Annotated in this window: 16 protein-coding genes and 1 pseudogene; 4 read left to right on the top strand and 13 right to left on the bottom strand. The window is 28.7% G+C overall.

What is annotated here, in order from left to right:
* Window positions 1-100 precede the first annotated feature (100 nt).
* The 4 genes and pseudogenes from LJD32_RS09380 to LJD32_RS09365 all read right to left on the bottom strand — a co-directional run bounded on the left by LJD32_RS09380 (window position 101) and on the right by LJD32_RS09365 (window position 3200).
* Entirely contained in the window at window positions 101-958 is an 858-nt protein-coding gene (locus tag LJD32_RS09380) for a YitT family protein (RefSeq protein WP_117347278.1), read from the bottom strand.
* 108 nt (window positions 959-1066) lie between these two features.
* Window positions 1067-2275: pseudogene (locus LJD32_RS09375) on the bottom strand (ammonium transporter); the annotation flags it as partial.
* Window positions 2276-2294: 19 nt separating this feature from the next.
* Entirely contained in the window at window positions 2295-2633 is a 339-nt protein-coding gene (locus tag LJD32_RS09370) for a P-II family nitrogen regulator (RefSeq protein WP_022000849.1), read from the bottom strand.
* A 144-nt stretch (window positions 2634-2777) separates the two neighbouring features.
* Entirely contained in the window at window positions 2778-3200 is a 423-nt protein-coding gene (locus tag LJD32_RS09365; RefSeq protein ID WP_227392246.1) for a hypothetical protein, read from the bottom strand.
* 98 nt (window positions 3201-3298) lie between these two features.
* Here LJD32_RS09365 and LJD32_RS09360 point away from each other — a divergent pair, with 98 nt between their 5' ends.
* Both LJD32_RS09360 and LJD32_RS09355 read left to right on the top strand, forming a co-directional pair.
* Window positions 3299-3937, top strand: a complete 639-nt coding sequence (locus LJD32_RS09360) for a hypothetical protein (protein ID WP_227392245.1) — start codon at window positions 3299-3301, stop codon at window positions 3935-3937.
* Window positions 3938-4001: 64 nt separating this feature from the next.
* A complete protein-coding gene (locus LJD32_RS09355; protein ID WP_022000852.1) occupies window positions 4002-5237 on the top strand; it encodes a 6-phosphofructokinase in 1236 nt (411 codons plus the stop codon).
* Between the two features lie 155 nt (window positions 5238-5392).
* Here LJD32_RS09355 and LJD32_RS09350 read toward each other — a convergent pair whose 3' ends face one another.
* A complete protein-coding gene (locus LJD32_RS09350) occupies window positions 5393-6142 on the bottom strand; it encodes an exodeoxyribonuclease III (protein WP_032091635.1) in 750 nt (249 codons plus the stop codon).
* Window positions 6143-6243: 101 nt separating this feature from the next.
* On the opposite strand from LJD32_RS09350, the gene LJD32_RS09345 reads away from it, so the two are divergent.
* Window positions 6244-6702: a TspO/MBR family protein gene (locus LJD32_RS09345; protein WP_022000854.1), complete on the top strand. Its 459-nt coding sequence runs from the start codon at window positions 6244-6246 to the stop codon at window positions 6700-6702.
* Here the strand turns inward: LJD32_RS09345 and LJD32_RS09340 are convergent.
* The 4 genes from LJD32_RS09340 to LJD32_RS09325 are packed head-to-tail and all read right to left on the bottom strand — an operon-like array spanning window position 6689 to window position 9343.
* Entirely contained in the window at window positions 6689-7081 is a 393-nt protein-coding gene (locus LJD32_RS09340) for an MG284/MPN403 family protein (RefSeq protein WP_032091637.1), read from the bottom strand. The genes LJD32_RS09345 and LJD32_RS09340 overlap by 14 nt on opposite strands.
* A gap of 48 nt (window positions 7082-7129) precedes the next feature.
* Window positions 7130-7864, bottom strand: a complete 735-nt coding sequence (locus LJD32_RS09335; RefSeq protein WP_118306724.1) for a tyrosine-protein phosphatase — start codon at window positions 7862-7864, stop codon at window positions 7130-7132.
* A 14-nt stretch (window positions 7865-7878) separates the two neighbouring features.
* Complete coding sequence (locus tag LJD32_RS09330; RefSeq protein ID WP_032091639.1) at window positions 7879-8523, bottom strand: TatD family nuclease-associated radical SAM protein; 645 nt, start codon at window positions 8521-8523, stop codon at window positions 7879-7881.
* A 1-nt stretch (window position 8524) separates the two neighbouring features.
* Window positions 8525-9343: a pyridoxamine kinase gene (locus LJD32_RS09325; RefSeq protein ID WP_227392244.1), complete on the bottom strand. Its 819-nt coding sequence runs from the start codon at window positions 9341-9343 to the stop codon at window positions 8525-8527.
* Between the two features lie 99 nt (window positions 9344-9442).
* Here LJD32_RS09325 and LJD32_RS09320 point away from each other — a divergent pair, with 99 nt between their 5' ends.
* On the top strand, window positions 9443-10051 hold the full coding sequence (locus LJD32_RS09320) for a peptidylprolyl isomerase (RefSeq protein ID WP_032091641.1): 609 nt from the start codon (window positions 9443-9445) through the stop codon (window positions 10049-10051).
* 12 nt (window positions 10052-10063) lie between these two features.
* On the opposite strand, the gene LJD32_RS09315 is transcribed toward LJD32_RS09320, so the two are convergent.
* From LJD32_RS09315 to LJD32_RS09300, 4 genes are all read right to left on the bottom strand, one after another.
* Window positions 10064-11401: an MATE family efflux transporter gene (locus tag LJD32_RS09315; protein ID WP_227392243.1), complete on the bottom strand. Its 1338-nt coding sequence runs from the start codon at window positions 11399-11401 to the stop codon at window positions 10064-10066.
* Complete coding sequence (locus LJD32_RS09310; protein WP_227392242.1) at window positions 11391-11813, bottom strand: MarR family winged helix-turn-helix transcriptional regulator; 423 nt, start codon at window positions 11811-11813, stop codon at window positions 11391-11393. The genes LJD32_RS09315 and LJD32_RS09310 overlap by 11 nt, the downstream gene beginning before the upstream one ends.
* 99 nt (window positions 11814-11912) lie before the next feature.
* Window positions 11913-12281 carry a response regulator gene (locus LJD32_RS09305; RefSeq protein WP_227392248.1) on the bottom strand — a complete coding sequence of 123 codons (369 nt, stop codon included), beginning with the start codon at window positions 12279-12281 and terminating at the stop codon, window positions 11913-11915.
* Window positions 12282-12660: 379 nt separating this feature from the next.
* Window positions 12661-14718: an ATP-binding protein gene (locus tag LJD32_RS09300; RefSeq protein WP_227392241.1), complete on the bottom strand. Its 2058-nt coding sequence runs from the start codon at window positions 14716-14718 to the stop codon at window positions 12661-12663.
* Window positions 14719-14738: the final 20 nt, after the last annotated feature.

Here is a 14738-nt window from a genome sequence, read left to right as displayed (position 1 = left end):
ACTGAAAATCCTCGTGTCGGTGGTTCGATTCCGCCCGGAACCACCATTTTTTTATTTGATTTTACTTATACAAAAAAAGGCATCATTTTGATGTCTTTTTTTATAATCTTTTTTCAAATCCTCCATGAACCATTGGCCCTTGTGCTAATGTAACAAAGGCTTTGGGATCTAATGAAGAAACAATTTTATTAAGTTGTTGAATTTCATATTTATTGATTGCCACATAAAGAATTTCTTGATCTGTTTCCGTATAAGCGCCTTTACCCATCCAATAGGTAACTCCTCTACCCATTTGTTTCATAATTGCTTCTTTAATTTCTTTATTCTTTGTAAATATTAAGACCGCTACATTGATATTTTGTAGATGGAACTTATCTGCTGTTGTATAAAGAATTGCTACAAAGACAATTGAATACATAATAATTTTAATATCATAAATAAATAAACATATTCCAAACAAAACAACATTAAATATTATAGAAAGCTGCCCTGCTTTAAAATCTGGATTTTTCTTAACTAAACAAACTGTTGCGATATCAATACCCCCACAACATCCACTACTTCGAAGTGCTAAACCAACGCCAATTCCACAAATAATGGCCGCAAAAGCAACATTTAATAAAGCATCTTCAACAATCGGTTCTTTGATTGCTGGAAGAATGGATAGTAATACCGTTTGGATAATTAAAGAAATAATTGTTTTAAAACAAAATTCTTTATTCATTATTTTATATCCAAAAATAAATAATGGAATATTCATTAATAAGTTGATCATTCCTAATGTATTCAATGATTTTGGTAAAACTAAAAACTTATGTATAAAATAATCAATTAATTGAGCTAAACCAATCATTCCCCCAAAGTTGATTTGATTTGGTGTCACAAACAACCAAATACCTAGTGTCAACAATGTTGAACCTAAAACTAAATAAAAATATTGTTCTAATCTTTTACTCATATACTCCCCCTCACCCATGAAAAGTATAATCTACTTTGCTTATTTCTACAATAAAAAAGAGTCAGTTTAATGACCCTTCAAAAATTATTTTTTAATATATTCTGGATAAGCTTCACATCCATGTTCTTCTAAATCAAGACCAATGATTTCTTCTCTTTCAGATACACGTAATCCAAAGATTTTTTTGATAATAAAGAAAGTAATTGTAATAGTAATCGCTGTCCAAATACCTACTGATAAAACACCTGTTAATTGTTTAATTAATAAATCAAATCCACCACCGTAGAATAAACCTGTTAAAGTACTTTCTGGTGCAGAAGTTGTCGCAAACAAACCAACAGCAATTGTTCCCCAAATACCATTGCAACAATGTACAGCAACAGCACCTACAGGATCATCAATGTGTAATTTATAATCTAAGAACCAAACTCCAAAGCAAACAAGTAATCCAGCAACAGTACCAATAATAATCGATCCTAAAACATCTGTGACGTCACATCCAGCAGTGATTGCTACTAAACCTGCAAGTGAAGCATTTAAACACATACCAACATCAGGCTTACCATATTTGATCCAAGTAAAGATCAAACAAGAAACAGTTGCAATGGCTGGTGCCACTGTTGTTGTTACGAAAATTGAACCAAGTTGTGGAACAGTTGTAGACGCTGCCCCATTGAATCCATACCATCCAAGCCAAAGAATAAAGACACCTAAAGCTCCAGCAGTAATGTTATGTCCTGGAATCGCGTTAACTTTAACGACTTTCCCATTTTTATCTGTATCAAATTTACCAATACGAGGTCCTAAGATTTTAGCACCAATTAATGCAGAGATACCACCAACCATATGAATTGCACATGATCCAGCAAAATCATGGAAACCAAGTTGTGATAACCATCCACCACCCCAAATCCAATGCGCTTCAATTGGATAAATAAGTGCTGAAATAACTCCTGAATAAACACAATAAGATAAGAATTTTGTTCTTTCTGCCATTGCCCCTGAAACAATGGTAGCAGTTGTTGCACAGAACACTAAGTTAAAAACAAAGTTTGAAAAATCAAAGTTTGCATAACTTGTAAATATATCAAATCCTGGTTTACCAATAAAACCAAGTAAATCTTCTCCTAATAATAAACTAAAACCAATTAAAATAAATGTACATGTCCCAATACAGAAATCCATTAAGTTTTTCATAATAATGTTCCCTGTATTTTTTGATCTTGTAAATCCTGCTTCTACCATGGCGAATCCAGCTTGCATCCAAAATACCAGCGCTGCGCCAATTAGAAACCATACGCTAAATGTTTCACTCATAATAAATCCCCCTCAATTTTTATAATGCGTTTTCCCCTTTTTCTCCAGTACGAATACGAATCGCTTCTTCAACTGGATAAATAAAGATTTTTCCATCTCCTACGTTTCCACTTGATAAAGTTTCAGTAACTTTATCAACAATTTCTTGAACGATTTCATCTTTAACAACTGTTTCAACTCTTAATTTTGAAACAAGATTAACAGAATATGTGACACCTCGATATTGATGTGTATAACCCATTTGATTTCCAAACCCCATAATATTGGAAATCATCATGCCTGTTACACCAGAAACTGTTAAAATATCTTTTAAATCTTCTAACTTTTCTGGTCTGATAATGATTTCAAGTTTTTTCATAAGTTTTCCCCCTTTTTTATTGATTTCCGTTCCCTTTTAGAAATCTTGACAAAAATATATCATGTTAATAAATTAGTGTCAATATAATTTTATTAATTTAATATTTTTTTATTACAATAAGAAAATAAAAAAGGAGCCTCGCTCCTAATAGTAATCTCGTATAACATTTACCATATCTTCTATATAAAGTCTTGCATTATCAATAATAAGAGGATTGATTTCCTTTCTTTGATCAAAGGACATTTTAAAAGTATATTGCTCTCTCATAAGAGGTAATTGTTGATTTTGACAAAGATGAATTACTTTCATCAATCTTTTATTATTAATAAAAAAACAATTGATCAATGCTAGATTTTTTACATTTTGCCGACTTAATGATTGTATAAATTCCAGCAACTGTTTATCTTTAAATAACGTATCATCAAACCCAATAACAAGTAAATCAACATCATGATCACTATGATATTGATTTAAATCTTGAGCATATGTTTTGACCCACCTTGCCATTTCATCAGCGACACACTTTATATATTTAGATTTTGTTGTATAAACAATATCGATTTTCATTTTTATCACCTAATTTATTTTAATACAGAAATATGAACTAAAAATGTATTTAACTGTTAATAATTATAACAAAACCTATTGTTTATTTGGAGGATTCTATGAAAAAAATACTAAAAATTTGTATAATTTTATCTTTTACTTTTTTACTTACTGGCTGTGTAGACTGTTTAGTTTCTTTAAATTATTCTAAAATAAAAAAACCTACTCTTTATGGTGAACTTACAATAGAGCCTCAAATTTTAGAAAAATATAACATGTCTATTTCACAAATAAAAAAACAATTATTGGGGCATGATTTTTTTAAAGATTGGACAATAAAAAAACAAACCGATTCTTCACTTTCGATAGAATCTCCTACTTCTTTTATTAAAGAAATTTCTACACTTACAAAACAAAATAATAAATATATTTTATCTATTGATATTCCTAAAAATATGCTTGATACTTCAGAATTGAATCATTATAAAAATACTTTACAACTTTTAAATTCCAGTAATGCTACCTGCTCTTTTAAAATTACTATGCCAGGTACAATTATTTCCAGCAATGTTGGCAAATATCAACAAAATGTAGTAACAATTAATCTCTTTGAACTTTTTATTGAAGAAAAAGCTTTATCTTTTCATATCATTTCAAAAAAAGAAAAAAATCATTTATTACTTTATTTTATAACTCTCATCATTTTACTTATTTTAATCATTACCCTTATTTTCATCAAAAAAAGACAAAAAGACTAGAAGATTACTTTTCTTTAATGCGGGTATTTGATAGAATAAAGGCGTTAAAGGAGACAAGAAGAATATGAAAAGAAACTGTATTATTGGACAATCTGGAGGACCCACAATCGCAATTAATGCTAGTCTTGCTGGGATTATTCATCGTGCTAAAGCATCTCAAGAATTTGAAAATGTTTATGGGATGATCAATGGTATCAAAGGTCTACTCGAAGGTAGATATATGGATTTATTAGAAGAATTTGATGATGGTGATAAAATCAATGCTTTAAAACAAACACCTGCCATGTATTTAGGTTCTTGCCGTTATAAATTACCTACTTTTCAAGATGACGAAGATACTTATGTTAAATTGTTTAGAATTTTAAAAGAATTAGAAATCACTGACTTTTTCTATATTGGTGGTAATGACTCAATGGATACTGTTATGAAATTAGATGATTACGCTAAATACATTAATAGTGATATTCATTTTATTGGTATTCCTAAAACCATTGATAATGACTTAATGGGAACAGATCATACACCAGGATTTGGTTCTGCCGCTAAATATGTTGCTGCTTCTATCTTAGAAGTTGTACACGATAGTTTAATTTATCAATTACAATCCGTTACAATCATTGAAATCATGGGAAGAAATGCAGGGTGGTTAACTGCCGCTGCTGCTCTTGCGAGAAATGAATATAATGTAGCTCCTGATCTTATTTATTTACCAGAAGTTGTTTTTGATAAAGATAAGTTTTTAGCAGATATTCATGAAGTCATGAAAAGAAAAAGATGTGTTGTCATTGCTGTATCAGAAGGTATTAGAGATCAAAACGGTCACTTCTTAGATGATGATAGTAAATACGCTAAAAAAGATGCTTTTGGACACGTCTTACATTCAGGAACAGGAAAATTACTTGAATCTCTTGTATTTAAAGAATTTGGATGTAAAGTTAGAAGTATTGAATTAAATGTTTTACAAAGATGTGCTATGCACATTGCTAGTAAAACAGATTTAAATGAATCATTTGTTATTGGTTCTAAAGCTATCGATAAAGCTTTAGAAAACGTTTCTGGTCATGTAATGGGATTTAAGCGTCTTTCTAATCATCCTTATGAAATCGATTATATTTCTACTGATGTAAGAGAAGTTGCTAACTATGAACAAAAAATTCCTGTAGAATGGATCAATGAAGAAGGAAATGATATTACTCAAGAACTATATGAATATTTATATCCACTTATTCAAGGTGAAGTACATGTTACTTATAAAGATGGTATTCCTTCTTATTACAGTTGTAAACATTTAGAAAAATAAAAAGAACTGCTACAAATAAACGTAGCAGTTTTTTAATGCTTTGCTTTAATATAATAATAACCAAAAATCGTTAGATCAATAGTCAAGGCAATAATAGAAATTGTGACTAGTGGTGAAACGTTAATCATTTGTATTATATTCATAATACACCTCCGCTAAAGATCTATTGTAAGAGTTACAGGACAATGATCACTTCCCATAATCTCTGTTTCAATTGTTGCATCAATAATCTTATCCTTTAAGCTATCACTAACAATAAAATAATCAATACGCCATCCCGCATTTTTTTCTCTTGCTTTAAAACGATAAGACCACCAAGAATAAACACCTTCTTGTAAAGGATAAAGATAACGATACGTATCGATAAAACCGTGATTTAATAACTGAGTCATTTTTTCTCTTTCTTCATCAGAAAAACCTGCATTTTTACGATTTGATTTAGGATTTTTCAAATCTATTTCTTGATGAGCAACATTTAAATCACCACATAAAATAATTGGTTTATCTAAACTTTCAAGATACGTTAAAAAATCATCTTCCCATTTCATACGATAAGATAGACGTTTGAGTTCATTTTGACTATTAGGAGTGTAACAAGTAATGACATAATAATTTTCAAATTCCAAAGTAATTAATCTACCTTCTTGATCATGTTCTTCTTTATTCATTCCATAAAAAACATTCAATGGTTTTTCTTTACTATAAATAAGTGTTCCACTATACCCTTTTTTAACAGCACTGTTTAAATAATAATGATACCCTTCAATCTCTAAATCTGCTTGACCACTTTGCATTTTAGTTTCTTGAACACAAAAAATATCTGCATCTAATTGATGAAAGCTATCTAAAAAACCTTTTTGTAAACATGCTCTTATTCCATTTACATTCCAACTTACTAATTTCATAATTACCTCTTTCTCCAATATATTCTATTATATAACATCTCATTCATGATTTGAACGTATATTTTTAAATAAATAGGGATATACTAAACTAGGTGAACATTATGAAAAAAAGAACATTCATTATTAGTTTGATTATTCCTTTATTAGTAGGTGCTATAAGCGCTTTTATCACAAATAATCAAATGGAAACATATAGCAATTTAAATACCCCCTTATTGGCTCCTCCAGGATGGTTATTTCCTATTGTCTGGACCCTTCTTTATATTTTGATGGGAATTTCTAGTTATTTTATTTATATCAGTCATGATCCTAAACGTGAAAACGCCTTAATTGTCTACTCTTTTCAATTATTTATTAATTTTTGTTGGCCACTTTTCTTTTTTAATCTTCATAATTATTTTCTTTCATTAATGATTTTAATAGCTTTGATTCTTACTGTTATTTATATGTTGATCATTTTTAAAAAAATTAATCCAAAAAGTTTTTATCTAAATATTCCTTATATTCTTTGGTTATTCTTTGCTTTATATTTAAACTTTATGATTTTTATAAACAACTAAAATAGAACAAAGTTTCTTCCATGGCCCTTGTTTTAAGACGATAGTATGTACTTCGAGAATAATAATCAATCCACCAATCTTTACCAACTCTCTCTATAAATTCTTTTTCAATAATAACTTTACTCTCCATCGATAAACAATCTAAAATAAATTCAAATGTTGCAATAACTTTCTCTAATTCTTCTTTTAACACCAATTGATCATTCAATTGACTTCCTTTATCTTGATAATACGTCTTCTTTTCTTTAACAGTATCAAATTGAATCGCTGGATAAAAATTCCTTTCTTCTAAACATTTAAGTTGTAAAACAGCACGGTGATACTTTTTAAATAGATCTTCTAAAACATCTTGTTTTTCTTTAAACGTTAATGCCTTCATAAAAAAACCTCCTATGTTTATATATGACAATAGGAGGCCTTTTTTCTTTTAAATTATGAAATTTTCTTTAATTTCTTCAATTTCTTCATCACTAAAACCAATATTTAATAAATATCCTTTAGTACTACCATAATTTTCTCTTAAATACGCAATAAATTTCATCATCACTCTTGGATCAGAACCTAAAAATTTTTCATCTTCACTTGGCATCATTTCTTCCAATTGTTTGATCATTGCCATATTATTTTCATAAGATTCTGAATAATCTTTAACAATATCATATTCATGACATCCCGCTAGATCTAATAACATACATGCAATAACACCTGTACGATCTTTACCTGCAGAACAATTAAATAATGTACAGTCATAAGGATGATTTAAAAAGATATTAAATACTTTTTTAAATTGTTTTTTATTCGCTTCGATCATAAAAATATAAAAACCACTTAAATCTTGATAGTCTTTAATATCATTTGGTAATACTGACATATTTTCATTTTGTAGTAAATTAATATGATAATACTCTATATCTTTATACCCTTTTAAACTATGTGGTTGATGAACTAATTCATAATCACTTCTTAAATCAATGACAGTGCGAATACCATATTGATAAAATTGTTCTTTTAAATCATCACTGATCCCACTTGGACATGTACTTCTAACATATTTATGTGATTTTGTATAATATCCTTCTTGTGTTTCATAACCGCCTAAATCTCTTACATTGGTCATTTTTCCTATATGAAGTAATCTTTCTTCACGAGATAATTGCATCATTTTTTCTTTCCTCACTAATCTTCAAATGGTCTTATTCTTAAAGTTACCCCAATATTTTGAGCAATCTGTTTACAAATTTCTACATCTTTTTCAGGAATTGTTGTATCAACAATCGTTAAAACAACATGAGGCACATAGGCTTTACATTTTTTAGCAAAATCTAATAATTCATCAAATGAATCAATTCCATATTGGCTTCTTGTAAGTTTTAAATAATCTTCTTTATTACTTGTATTTAAACTAATAGAAACAGTATCTAACAATCCTTTAAATTCAGGCGTAATATCTCTTTTATTATATAAAGAAGATAACCCATTGGTATTCACTCTTGTAGGTAGATCAGGTCTTCTTTCTTTTAAATACTTAGCAACTTTCATTAAATCATCATGTCTTATAAGTGGTTCACCAAAACCACAAAAAACAACTTCTTTGAAATCATTTAAATTATATTTTTCAAATTCTTGAATAATTTCATCAACCGTTGGTTCTTCTTTTAACCATAAGGAATTATTTTCAATCATTTCCTTTGTTTGTCTTAAACAAAATGTACATGAACATGTACAACGATTTGTCGAATTAACATAACATGTAATCCCTTTAGTACTTTCTAAATGTGCAATATCAATATAACTATTTTTATATAATGTATATAATATCATCTTAATCCCCCAATTCTTTTAATAATGGTTCAAAACATAATCCCATATGTGGATGAGCATCAATGTCTACAGAATGTTGAATGCATTTAGAAGCAAAATCTGTTGATTTTTTAACAGCTTCTAAAAAATTTTTCTCTTTCAAATAGCTTCCTGCAATTACTGCAGAAATAACATCTCCTGTACCACTACGATCTTCTCCAATACGTTTCACATAGATTTTTTCAACTTTTCCATGATCATAAACAAAATTTAAAATTTGATGACCAATAGAAATACCCGTTACTACAATCATTTTTGGACCCATTTGACTTAATTTTTCACACATGCGCTTAAGTTCTTGCTCATTGCTTGTTTCATGATAAGCTTCATCAATCAAAGCACACAATTCTGTTAAATTAGGTGTAACAATTGTCGCATAAGGAATGAGTTCTCTCATTTTTTCTTGCATTTCTTGCGTATAAGTCGGATAAAGTTTTCCATGATCACCCATGACTGGATCTACTAAAATAAAGTTTTTTTCTGTTTTAAAATCTTTAAAAAATTCTTTTACTATTTCTATTTGTTTCGCAGATCCTAAAAAGCCACTGCATATTCCATCAAAATCAATATTCATTTTCTTATATGTTTCAATATAATCATTCATCTTTGATGTATAGTCATCAAAAAAGAAATCTTTATGATATGTATTGATAGATAAAATTGCTGTTGGTACAAAAGCTGTTTCAATTCCCATAGCTGAAATAATTGGCAATTGACAGGCTACTGAACATCTTGATAATCCTGTTACATCATTTACTAATACAATTCTTTTTTCTCTCATCTTTAAAACCTCTTTCATGTATTTTAGCACAATCAAGTCTTATTGAGTATCTTTTTTTCATAATTCATATTTGTTATAATATTGAAAGAGGTGAAATGAATGAAAAAAATTCTAAAAGTACTTTTAGTTTTAATGACTGTTGTTTCCATTGCTGGATGTTCTTCTAAAACAACAACAGAAAAAGCAACTAAAAAAACAAAAACTTTATCAGGAAATTATCAAGTTGAAATTAAAGTTAAAGATTATGGAACAATTTATGCTGAAATTGATGCTGATACAGCACCAATTACAGTAACAAACTTTGTAAAGTTAAGTAAAGAAAAGTTTTATGATGGTTTAACTTTTCATCGTATTATTGATGGTTTCATGATTCAAGGTGGAGATCCTAAAGGAGATGGCACTGGTGGAAGTAAAGAAACAATTAAGGGTGAATTTTCAGATAATGGGGTAAAAAATCCTTTAAGTCATACACGTGGAGCTCTTTCTATGGCAAGAAGTCAAGATAATGATAGTGCTTCTTCACAATTCTTTATTGTTCAAAGTGATTCTACTTATTTGGATGGTCAATATGCTGTTTTTGGTTATGTTTATGAAGGCATGGACATTGTTGATCAAATTTGTAAAGATGTAAAAGTAGAAGATAATAATGGAACTGTAAAAAAAGAAAATCAACCTGTTATTGAATCGATTCGTTGTAAAAAGATATAATTAAAAAGAAGCTCAGGCTTCTTTTTTTAAGGCATTTTTTAATAATAAAACAGTAATAATAAACGCTGATAGATCCGCAACAGGGACAGCTATAAAAATACCATCTAAACCTATAATCGATGAAAAAATTATGATACAAGGAATTAAAATAATAATTTGTCTCAATAAATTTAAAACACTTGATATTTTTATCTTACCAATCGCTTGAAAATAGTTTGCACACATTACTTGTGCACCAATAAGCGGTAAACACATAAACCAAATATGTAAAGCATGGCTACATAATTTTACAACATCTGCTTCATCATTAAACATATAGACAATACTTTTTGTAAAAAATTGTACTGCGATAAAACCAATCAAAGCAATCATTGTAGCACCTATAATTGCATATTTTAATGTTTCTTTAACACGATTCATTTTTAAAGCACCATAATTATATGAAATCAATGGTTGTTGACCTTGCATCAAACCAGTAATTGGCATCAAAATAAGTGTTTGAATGCTTGTAACAATACCAATAGCACTTAACGCTAAATCTCCACCATATTTAACAAGAGACGCATTCAAAATAATATTTAAAACACTATTCGATATTTGCATTAAAAATGCAGGTATTCCTGTTTGAATAATTTGTTTTGAAATATTCAACTGTAATTTCAATAAAGTTGCATTTAAAGGAATAATCGTTCTTTTTCCAAATAAAAATGCAAGTTGCCATAAAGCACTTAAAAACTGTCCACCAATCGTTGCAAAAGCAGCTCCTTGCATTCCCATATGGAAAATACAAATTAAAATATAGTCAAATAAAATATTAAACCCTGCTCCGATCAATTGTGAAATCATGGCATTTTTAGGATTTCCTTGAGCTCTAGAAAAATTATTTCCTGCCATTGCAATACATTGAAAAACAGCACCATATAAAATAATACTTAAATAATTTTCAGCATAAGGCAAAACAGTTTTTGAAGCACCTAATAAACGTAACATTGGTGCTAAAAAAACATTTCCTAAAATCATAAAGACTAGGCCTAAAATAATTGTTAAAGTTAGACCATTTCCCATATACTTTCCAGCTTCTTCCTTTTTACCTTGACCTAATGCTATTGAAAAACGAGTGGCTCCACCCATTCCAATCATTAAAGAAATGGCCATTAAAACAAGAGTTACAGGATAACAAATACTAATTCCTGCTAAACCAATTGCCCCCAATTCTGGAGCATTTCCAATAAACATACGATCAACAATATTATAAATTGCATTAACAAGCATTCCGATAATAGCTGGAATTGAAAATTCTACTAATAAAGGTAATATATTTTTAGTCCCCATCTTATCCTCATTTTTCATACGTATCCTCCAAATTCATTTTCATTTTTAATAAAAGTTCTTCTAAAAGAATAAGCTCATTTTGATCAATATCTTTAATCATCATCTCTGTTGTCTCTTTAATAACAACTTTAATTTTAGGATATAATTCTTTTCCCTTAGAAGTTAAAGACAAAACATGATTTCTTTTATCTTCTTTTGAAGTTTTTTTAATAATAAATCCCTTATCTTCTAATGTTTTTAAAATTCTCGTAACTGCACTTTTATCAATTTGTAATCTTTTATTTAAATCTTCTTGTTTGATATTATTTTCTTCATAAATAATTTTTAAAGTAATCGCTTGTCCATGGGATAAACCAAACTCTTTAAGTTGGACATTCATATAACTATTTTTTTGATTATGAAGAATAGAAATTAAGCGTGATAAATTCATATTTCCTCCTATAGTTGACACATCAACTATAGGATATTTTATATTTATTGTCAATAAAAAAAGAAATATATATCGAATATATACTTCTTTTATATTGTGTTATTTAAGAATTGAAAGAAGAACTTTTTCTATCTTATCAACATCTATTGGTTTTGATATATGTCCATTCATCCCTTGAGCAACCGCCTTTTTTCTATCTTCCTCAAAGGCATTAGCTGTTAAAGCGGTGATAGGAATCGTGGTTTTGTCTTTATTTGACAATTGACGAATAGTTTGTGTTGCCTTATAACCATCCATATGAGGCATTTGAATATCCATTAAAATCAAATCATAGCTTTTAGCAGGCATTTGTTCCATTTTAGCCACACATTGAATCCCATCTTCAACACGCTCAACTATTAATCCTATATCTTCTAAAAGAGTAATCGTAATTTCAGCATTCAAATCATTATCCTCAGCAAGTAAAATATGTTGCCCCCGAATATTTTTATTTGCTCCAACAAAGACAAATCTTCATTTACTTGCGCGTAATATTTTTCATCAGCAAGGTGATGTTTTAAAACAACTGTAAACTTAATTCACTTTCTACATCGATCGTACCACCCATCACATCAACGAGTTTTTTACAATCGGCATTCCTAAACCCGTTCCTGCAACAGCTTGTTCATATTCATATTCATAACCACTACGCTTCCCTTTTTTCCCTGTAATATGATAAGAATCTCCCTACCACCCTACACGTATTTTTCCTTCATTTGCTCGTACAGGAATTGAAAATAATGAAAAAAGCAGGATAAAACCTATAAAAATGCATCCACATTTATTTAAAATATGGTTTATTTTTTCATCATTTCTCCCTCTTTTCATGATTAAAATATTTTGTAAGTACATCTTTTAATTTTTCTATATCAACTGGTTTAGCAAGATGTTCATTCATTCCAAGTTGTAAAGCATGTTTTCTATCTTCTTCAAAAGCATTTGCTGTCATCGCAATAATTGGAATTTGAGCATTTTTATTATTAAAACTTCTAATTATTTTTGTTGCTTCATAACCATCCATAATTGGCATTTGGATATCCATTAAAATAAGATCATAATATCCTTCTGGCATCTTTTCTAATATTTTTATACATTCTTCTCCATTTTTAGCTAAATCTATAATTACTTTAAAAGTATTTAAAAGTTCTATTCCAATTTCCGCATTTAATTCATTATCTTCTACAAGAAGAATATGTTTTCCTGAAAAATCAAGTGTTGATGTATTTCTTTCATTGACATTTTCAACTTGTAAAGAAGTTAAAAACGAAAGTTCTACAGTAAACTTTGTTCCTTTATTTAACTTACTTTCTACTTGAATTGTTCCATTCATCATATCTATAAGAGATTTAACAATAGGAAGTCCTAATCCTACTCCAGGTACTTTACTTTCTGTACTTGTTTTTTCTCTAGCAAATTCTTCAAAAATATGTGGTAAAAAATCTTCTTTCATTCCTATTCCATTATCTATAATTATAAAATGATATTTTACTTTATTATTTTCAAATGAAATTTCTTGGATCAATAATTCAACATTTCCACCTTCTGGTGTATATTTAATCGCATTAGAAAGAATATTTAAAACAATCTCTCTTAATTTAGTTTTATCACAAATAATATGATGATGTTTAATCTCCAAATGATAGGAATAATGTAATTTTTTCTCTTTAATTAGCGGTTCAACTACAACATTTATATTTTTAACTAAATCATCTAAATCTCCTATTTCCTTTTTTAAATCTAATTTACCACTTTCTATTTGTGTCATTTCAAGAATATAATTAATCAAAGAAAGTAAAATCGTACTTGATGATTTAAGTTTTGAAATATAATCCAATGCCTGTTTTTTATTATCTAAATTATTTTCTAATAATTGTGTATAGCCAATAATTGCATTCATTGGTGTACGAATATCATGAGACATATTAAATAAAAATCTTGTCTTTGCCTGATTGGCATGTTGTGCTTCAGTAGCCACTTTTTCAATTTGTTTTGCATAAACAGCTTCTTTTTCACGTCTTAAAATAATTTGCCAATAACCCATTGATAACAAAATAGCTACCAAAACACTTACAATACTTCCAAATATCTTATAAGACATTGGTATCCAACCTTGAAAAGGAACAATTTCAAAATACCATGTATCATTAGGTACTTCACAAGCAACACTTAATGTATGATTTAAAGAACTATGACCACATGACATAATTGTCACATGTTTTCCATTGTTGCCCTCTTTCCAAACTTTAAAATGATAAGTGGCATCTTCTAATTTATCTACTTCTAATTCTTCTAAAAAAGCATCCCAATTTAAAACAAGAATAGAAAATCCCCAAAATTTCTTTTCATTTCCATCATTTATATAAATAGGGTCAAACAATAAAGCCCCTGTACCACCTTGTTTTAATTCATATGGACCAGCAATTGTATATTCTCCACTTTTTCTAGCAATATTCGCTTCTTTTTGACGTTCAGGAAGTTCCAACGTATTCATACCTATCACTTTTTCATTTCCTTTTAATGGATAGGCCTTTTCAATAATCCCATTAGGTGCTAATTCATATGCTTCAATAACATTTTTATTTTTTTTCATATAACTTGCAAGCTGATTAAACTGTTCATCACTGATTGTATGTTTTGAAGATATAATATTTTTAAGCATTTCAGAATTTTCTAAATATCTTCCAAGCTGTGTTTCTATTTTTCGAACAGTATCTTCTGCAGTATAACTTGCACTTATTTTTTCTTTATTTACTTCAAATTGAATTAAAAAAATAAAACAAATCAACATGACACCCATCACTATAATAAAAAATAGGCCTGTTTTTCTTTTTAATTTATTTAATTGAACAACTTCTTCTTTATTCATTACTTCTACCTATCTACTCA

This window comes from Faecalibacillus sp. TM498 (assembly GCF_020589955.1).
In the GTDB taxonomy this organism is placed as follows: Bacteria; Bacillota_I; Bacilli_A; order Erysipelotrichales; family Coprobacillaceae; genus Faecalibacillus; species Faecalibacillus intestinalis.
This window is presented reverse-complemented; position numbering and strand designations above follow the sequence as displayed.

Excerpts from the sequence above, each read along its gene's own strand:
- LJD32_RS09380 (WP_117347278.1), bottom strand. The coding sequence starts at position 958 with ATGAGTAAAAGATTAGAACAATATTTTTATTTAGTTTTAGGTTCAACA.
- LJD32_RS09370 (WP_022000849.1), bottom strand. The coding sequence starts at position 2,633 with ATGAAAAAACTTGAAATCATTATCAGACCAGAAAAGTTAGAAGATTTA.
- LJD32_RS09365 (WP_227392246.1), bottom strand. The coding sequence starts at position 3,200 with ATGAAAATCGATATTGTTTATACAACAAAATCTAAATATATAAAGTGT.
- LJD32_RS09360 (WP_227392245.1), top strand. The coding sequence starts at position 3,299 with ATGAAAAAAATACTAAAAATTTGTATAATTTTATCTTTTACTTTTTTA.
- LJD32_RS09355 (WP_022000852.1), top strand. The coding sequence starts at position 4,002 with ATGAAAAGAAACTGTATTATTGGACAATCTGGAGGACCCACAATCGCA.
- LJD32_RS09350 (WP_032091635.1), bottom strand. The coding sequence starts at position 6,142 with ATGAAATTAGTAAGTTGGAATGTAAATGGAATAAGAGCATGTTTACAA.
- LJD32_RS09345 (WP_022000854.1), top strand. The coding sequence starts at position 6,244 with ATGAAAAAAAGAACATTCATTATTAGTTTGATTATTCCTTTATTAGTA.
- LJD32_RS09340 (WP_032091637.1), bottom strand. The coding sequence starts at position 7,081 with ATGAAGGCATTAACGTTTAAAGAAAAACAAGATGTTTTAGAAGATCTA.
- LJD32_RS09335 (WP_118306724.1), bottom strand. The coding sequence starts at position 7,864 with ATGATGCAATTATCTCGTGAAGAAAGATTACTTCATATAGGAAAAATG.
- LJD32_RS09330 (WP_032091639.1), bottom strand. The coding sequence starts at position 8,523 with ATGATATTATATACATTATATAAAAATAGTTATATTGATATTGCACAT.
- LJD32_RS09325 (WP_227392244.1), bottom strand. The coding sequence starts at position 9,343 with ATGAGAGAAAAAAGAATTGTATTAGTAAATGATGTAACAGGATTATCA.
- LJD32_RS09320 (WP_032091641.1), top strand. The coding sequence starts at position 9,443 with ATGAAAAAAATTCTAAAAGTACTTTTAGTTTTAATGACTGTTGTTTCC.
- LJD32_RS09315 (WP_227392243.1), bottom strand. The coding sequence starts at position 11,401 with ATGAAAAATGAGGATAAGATGGGGACTAAAAATATATTACCTTTATTA.
- LJD32_RS09310 (WP_227392242.1), bottom strand. The coding sequence starts at position 11,813 with ATGAATTTATCACGCTTAATTTCTATTCTTCATAATCAAAAAAATAGT.
- LJD32_RS09300 (WP_227392241.1), bottom strand. The coding sequence starts at position 14,718 with ATGAATAAAGAAGAAGTTGTTCAATTAAATAAATTAAAAAGAAAAACA.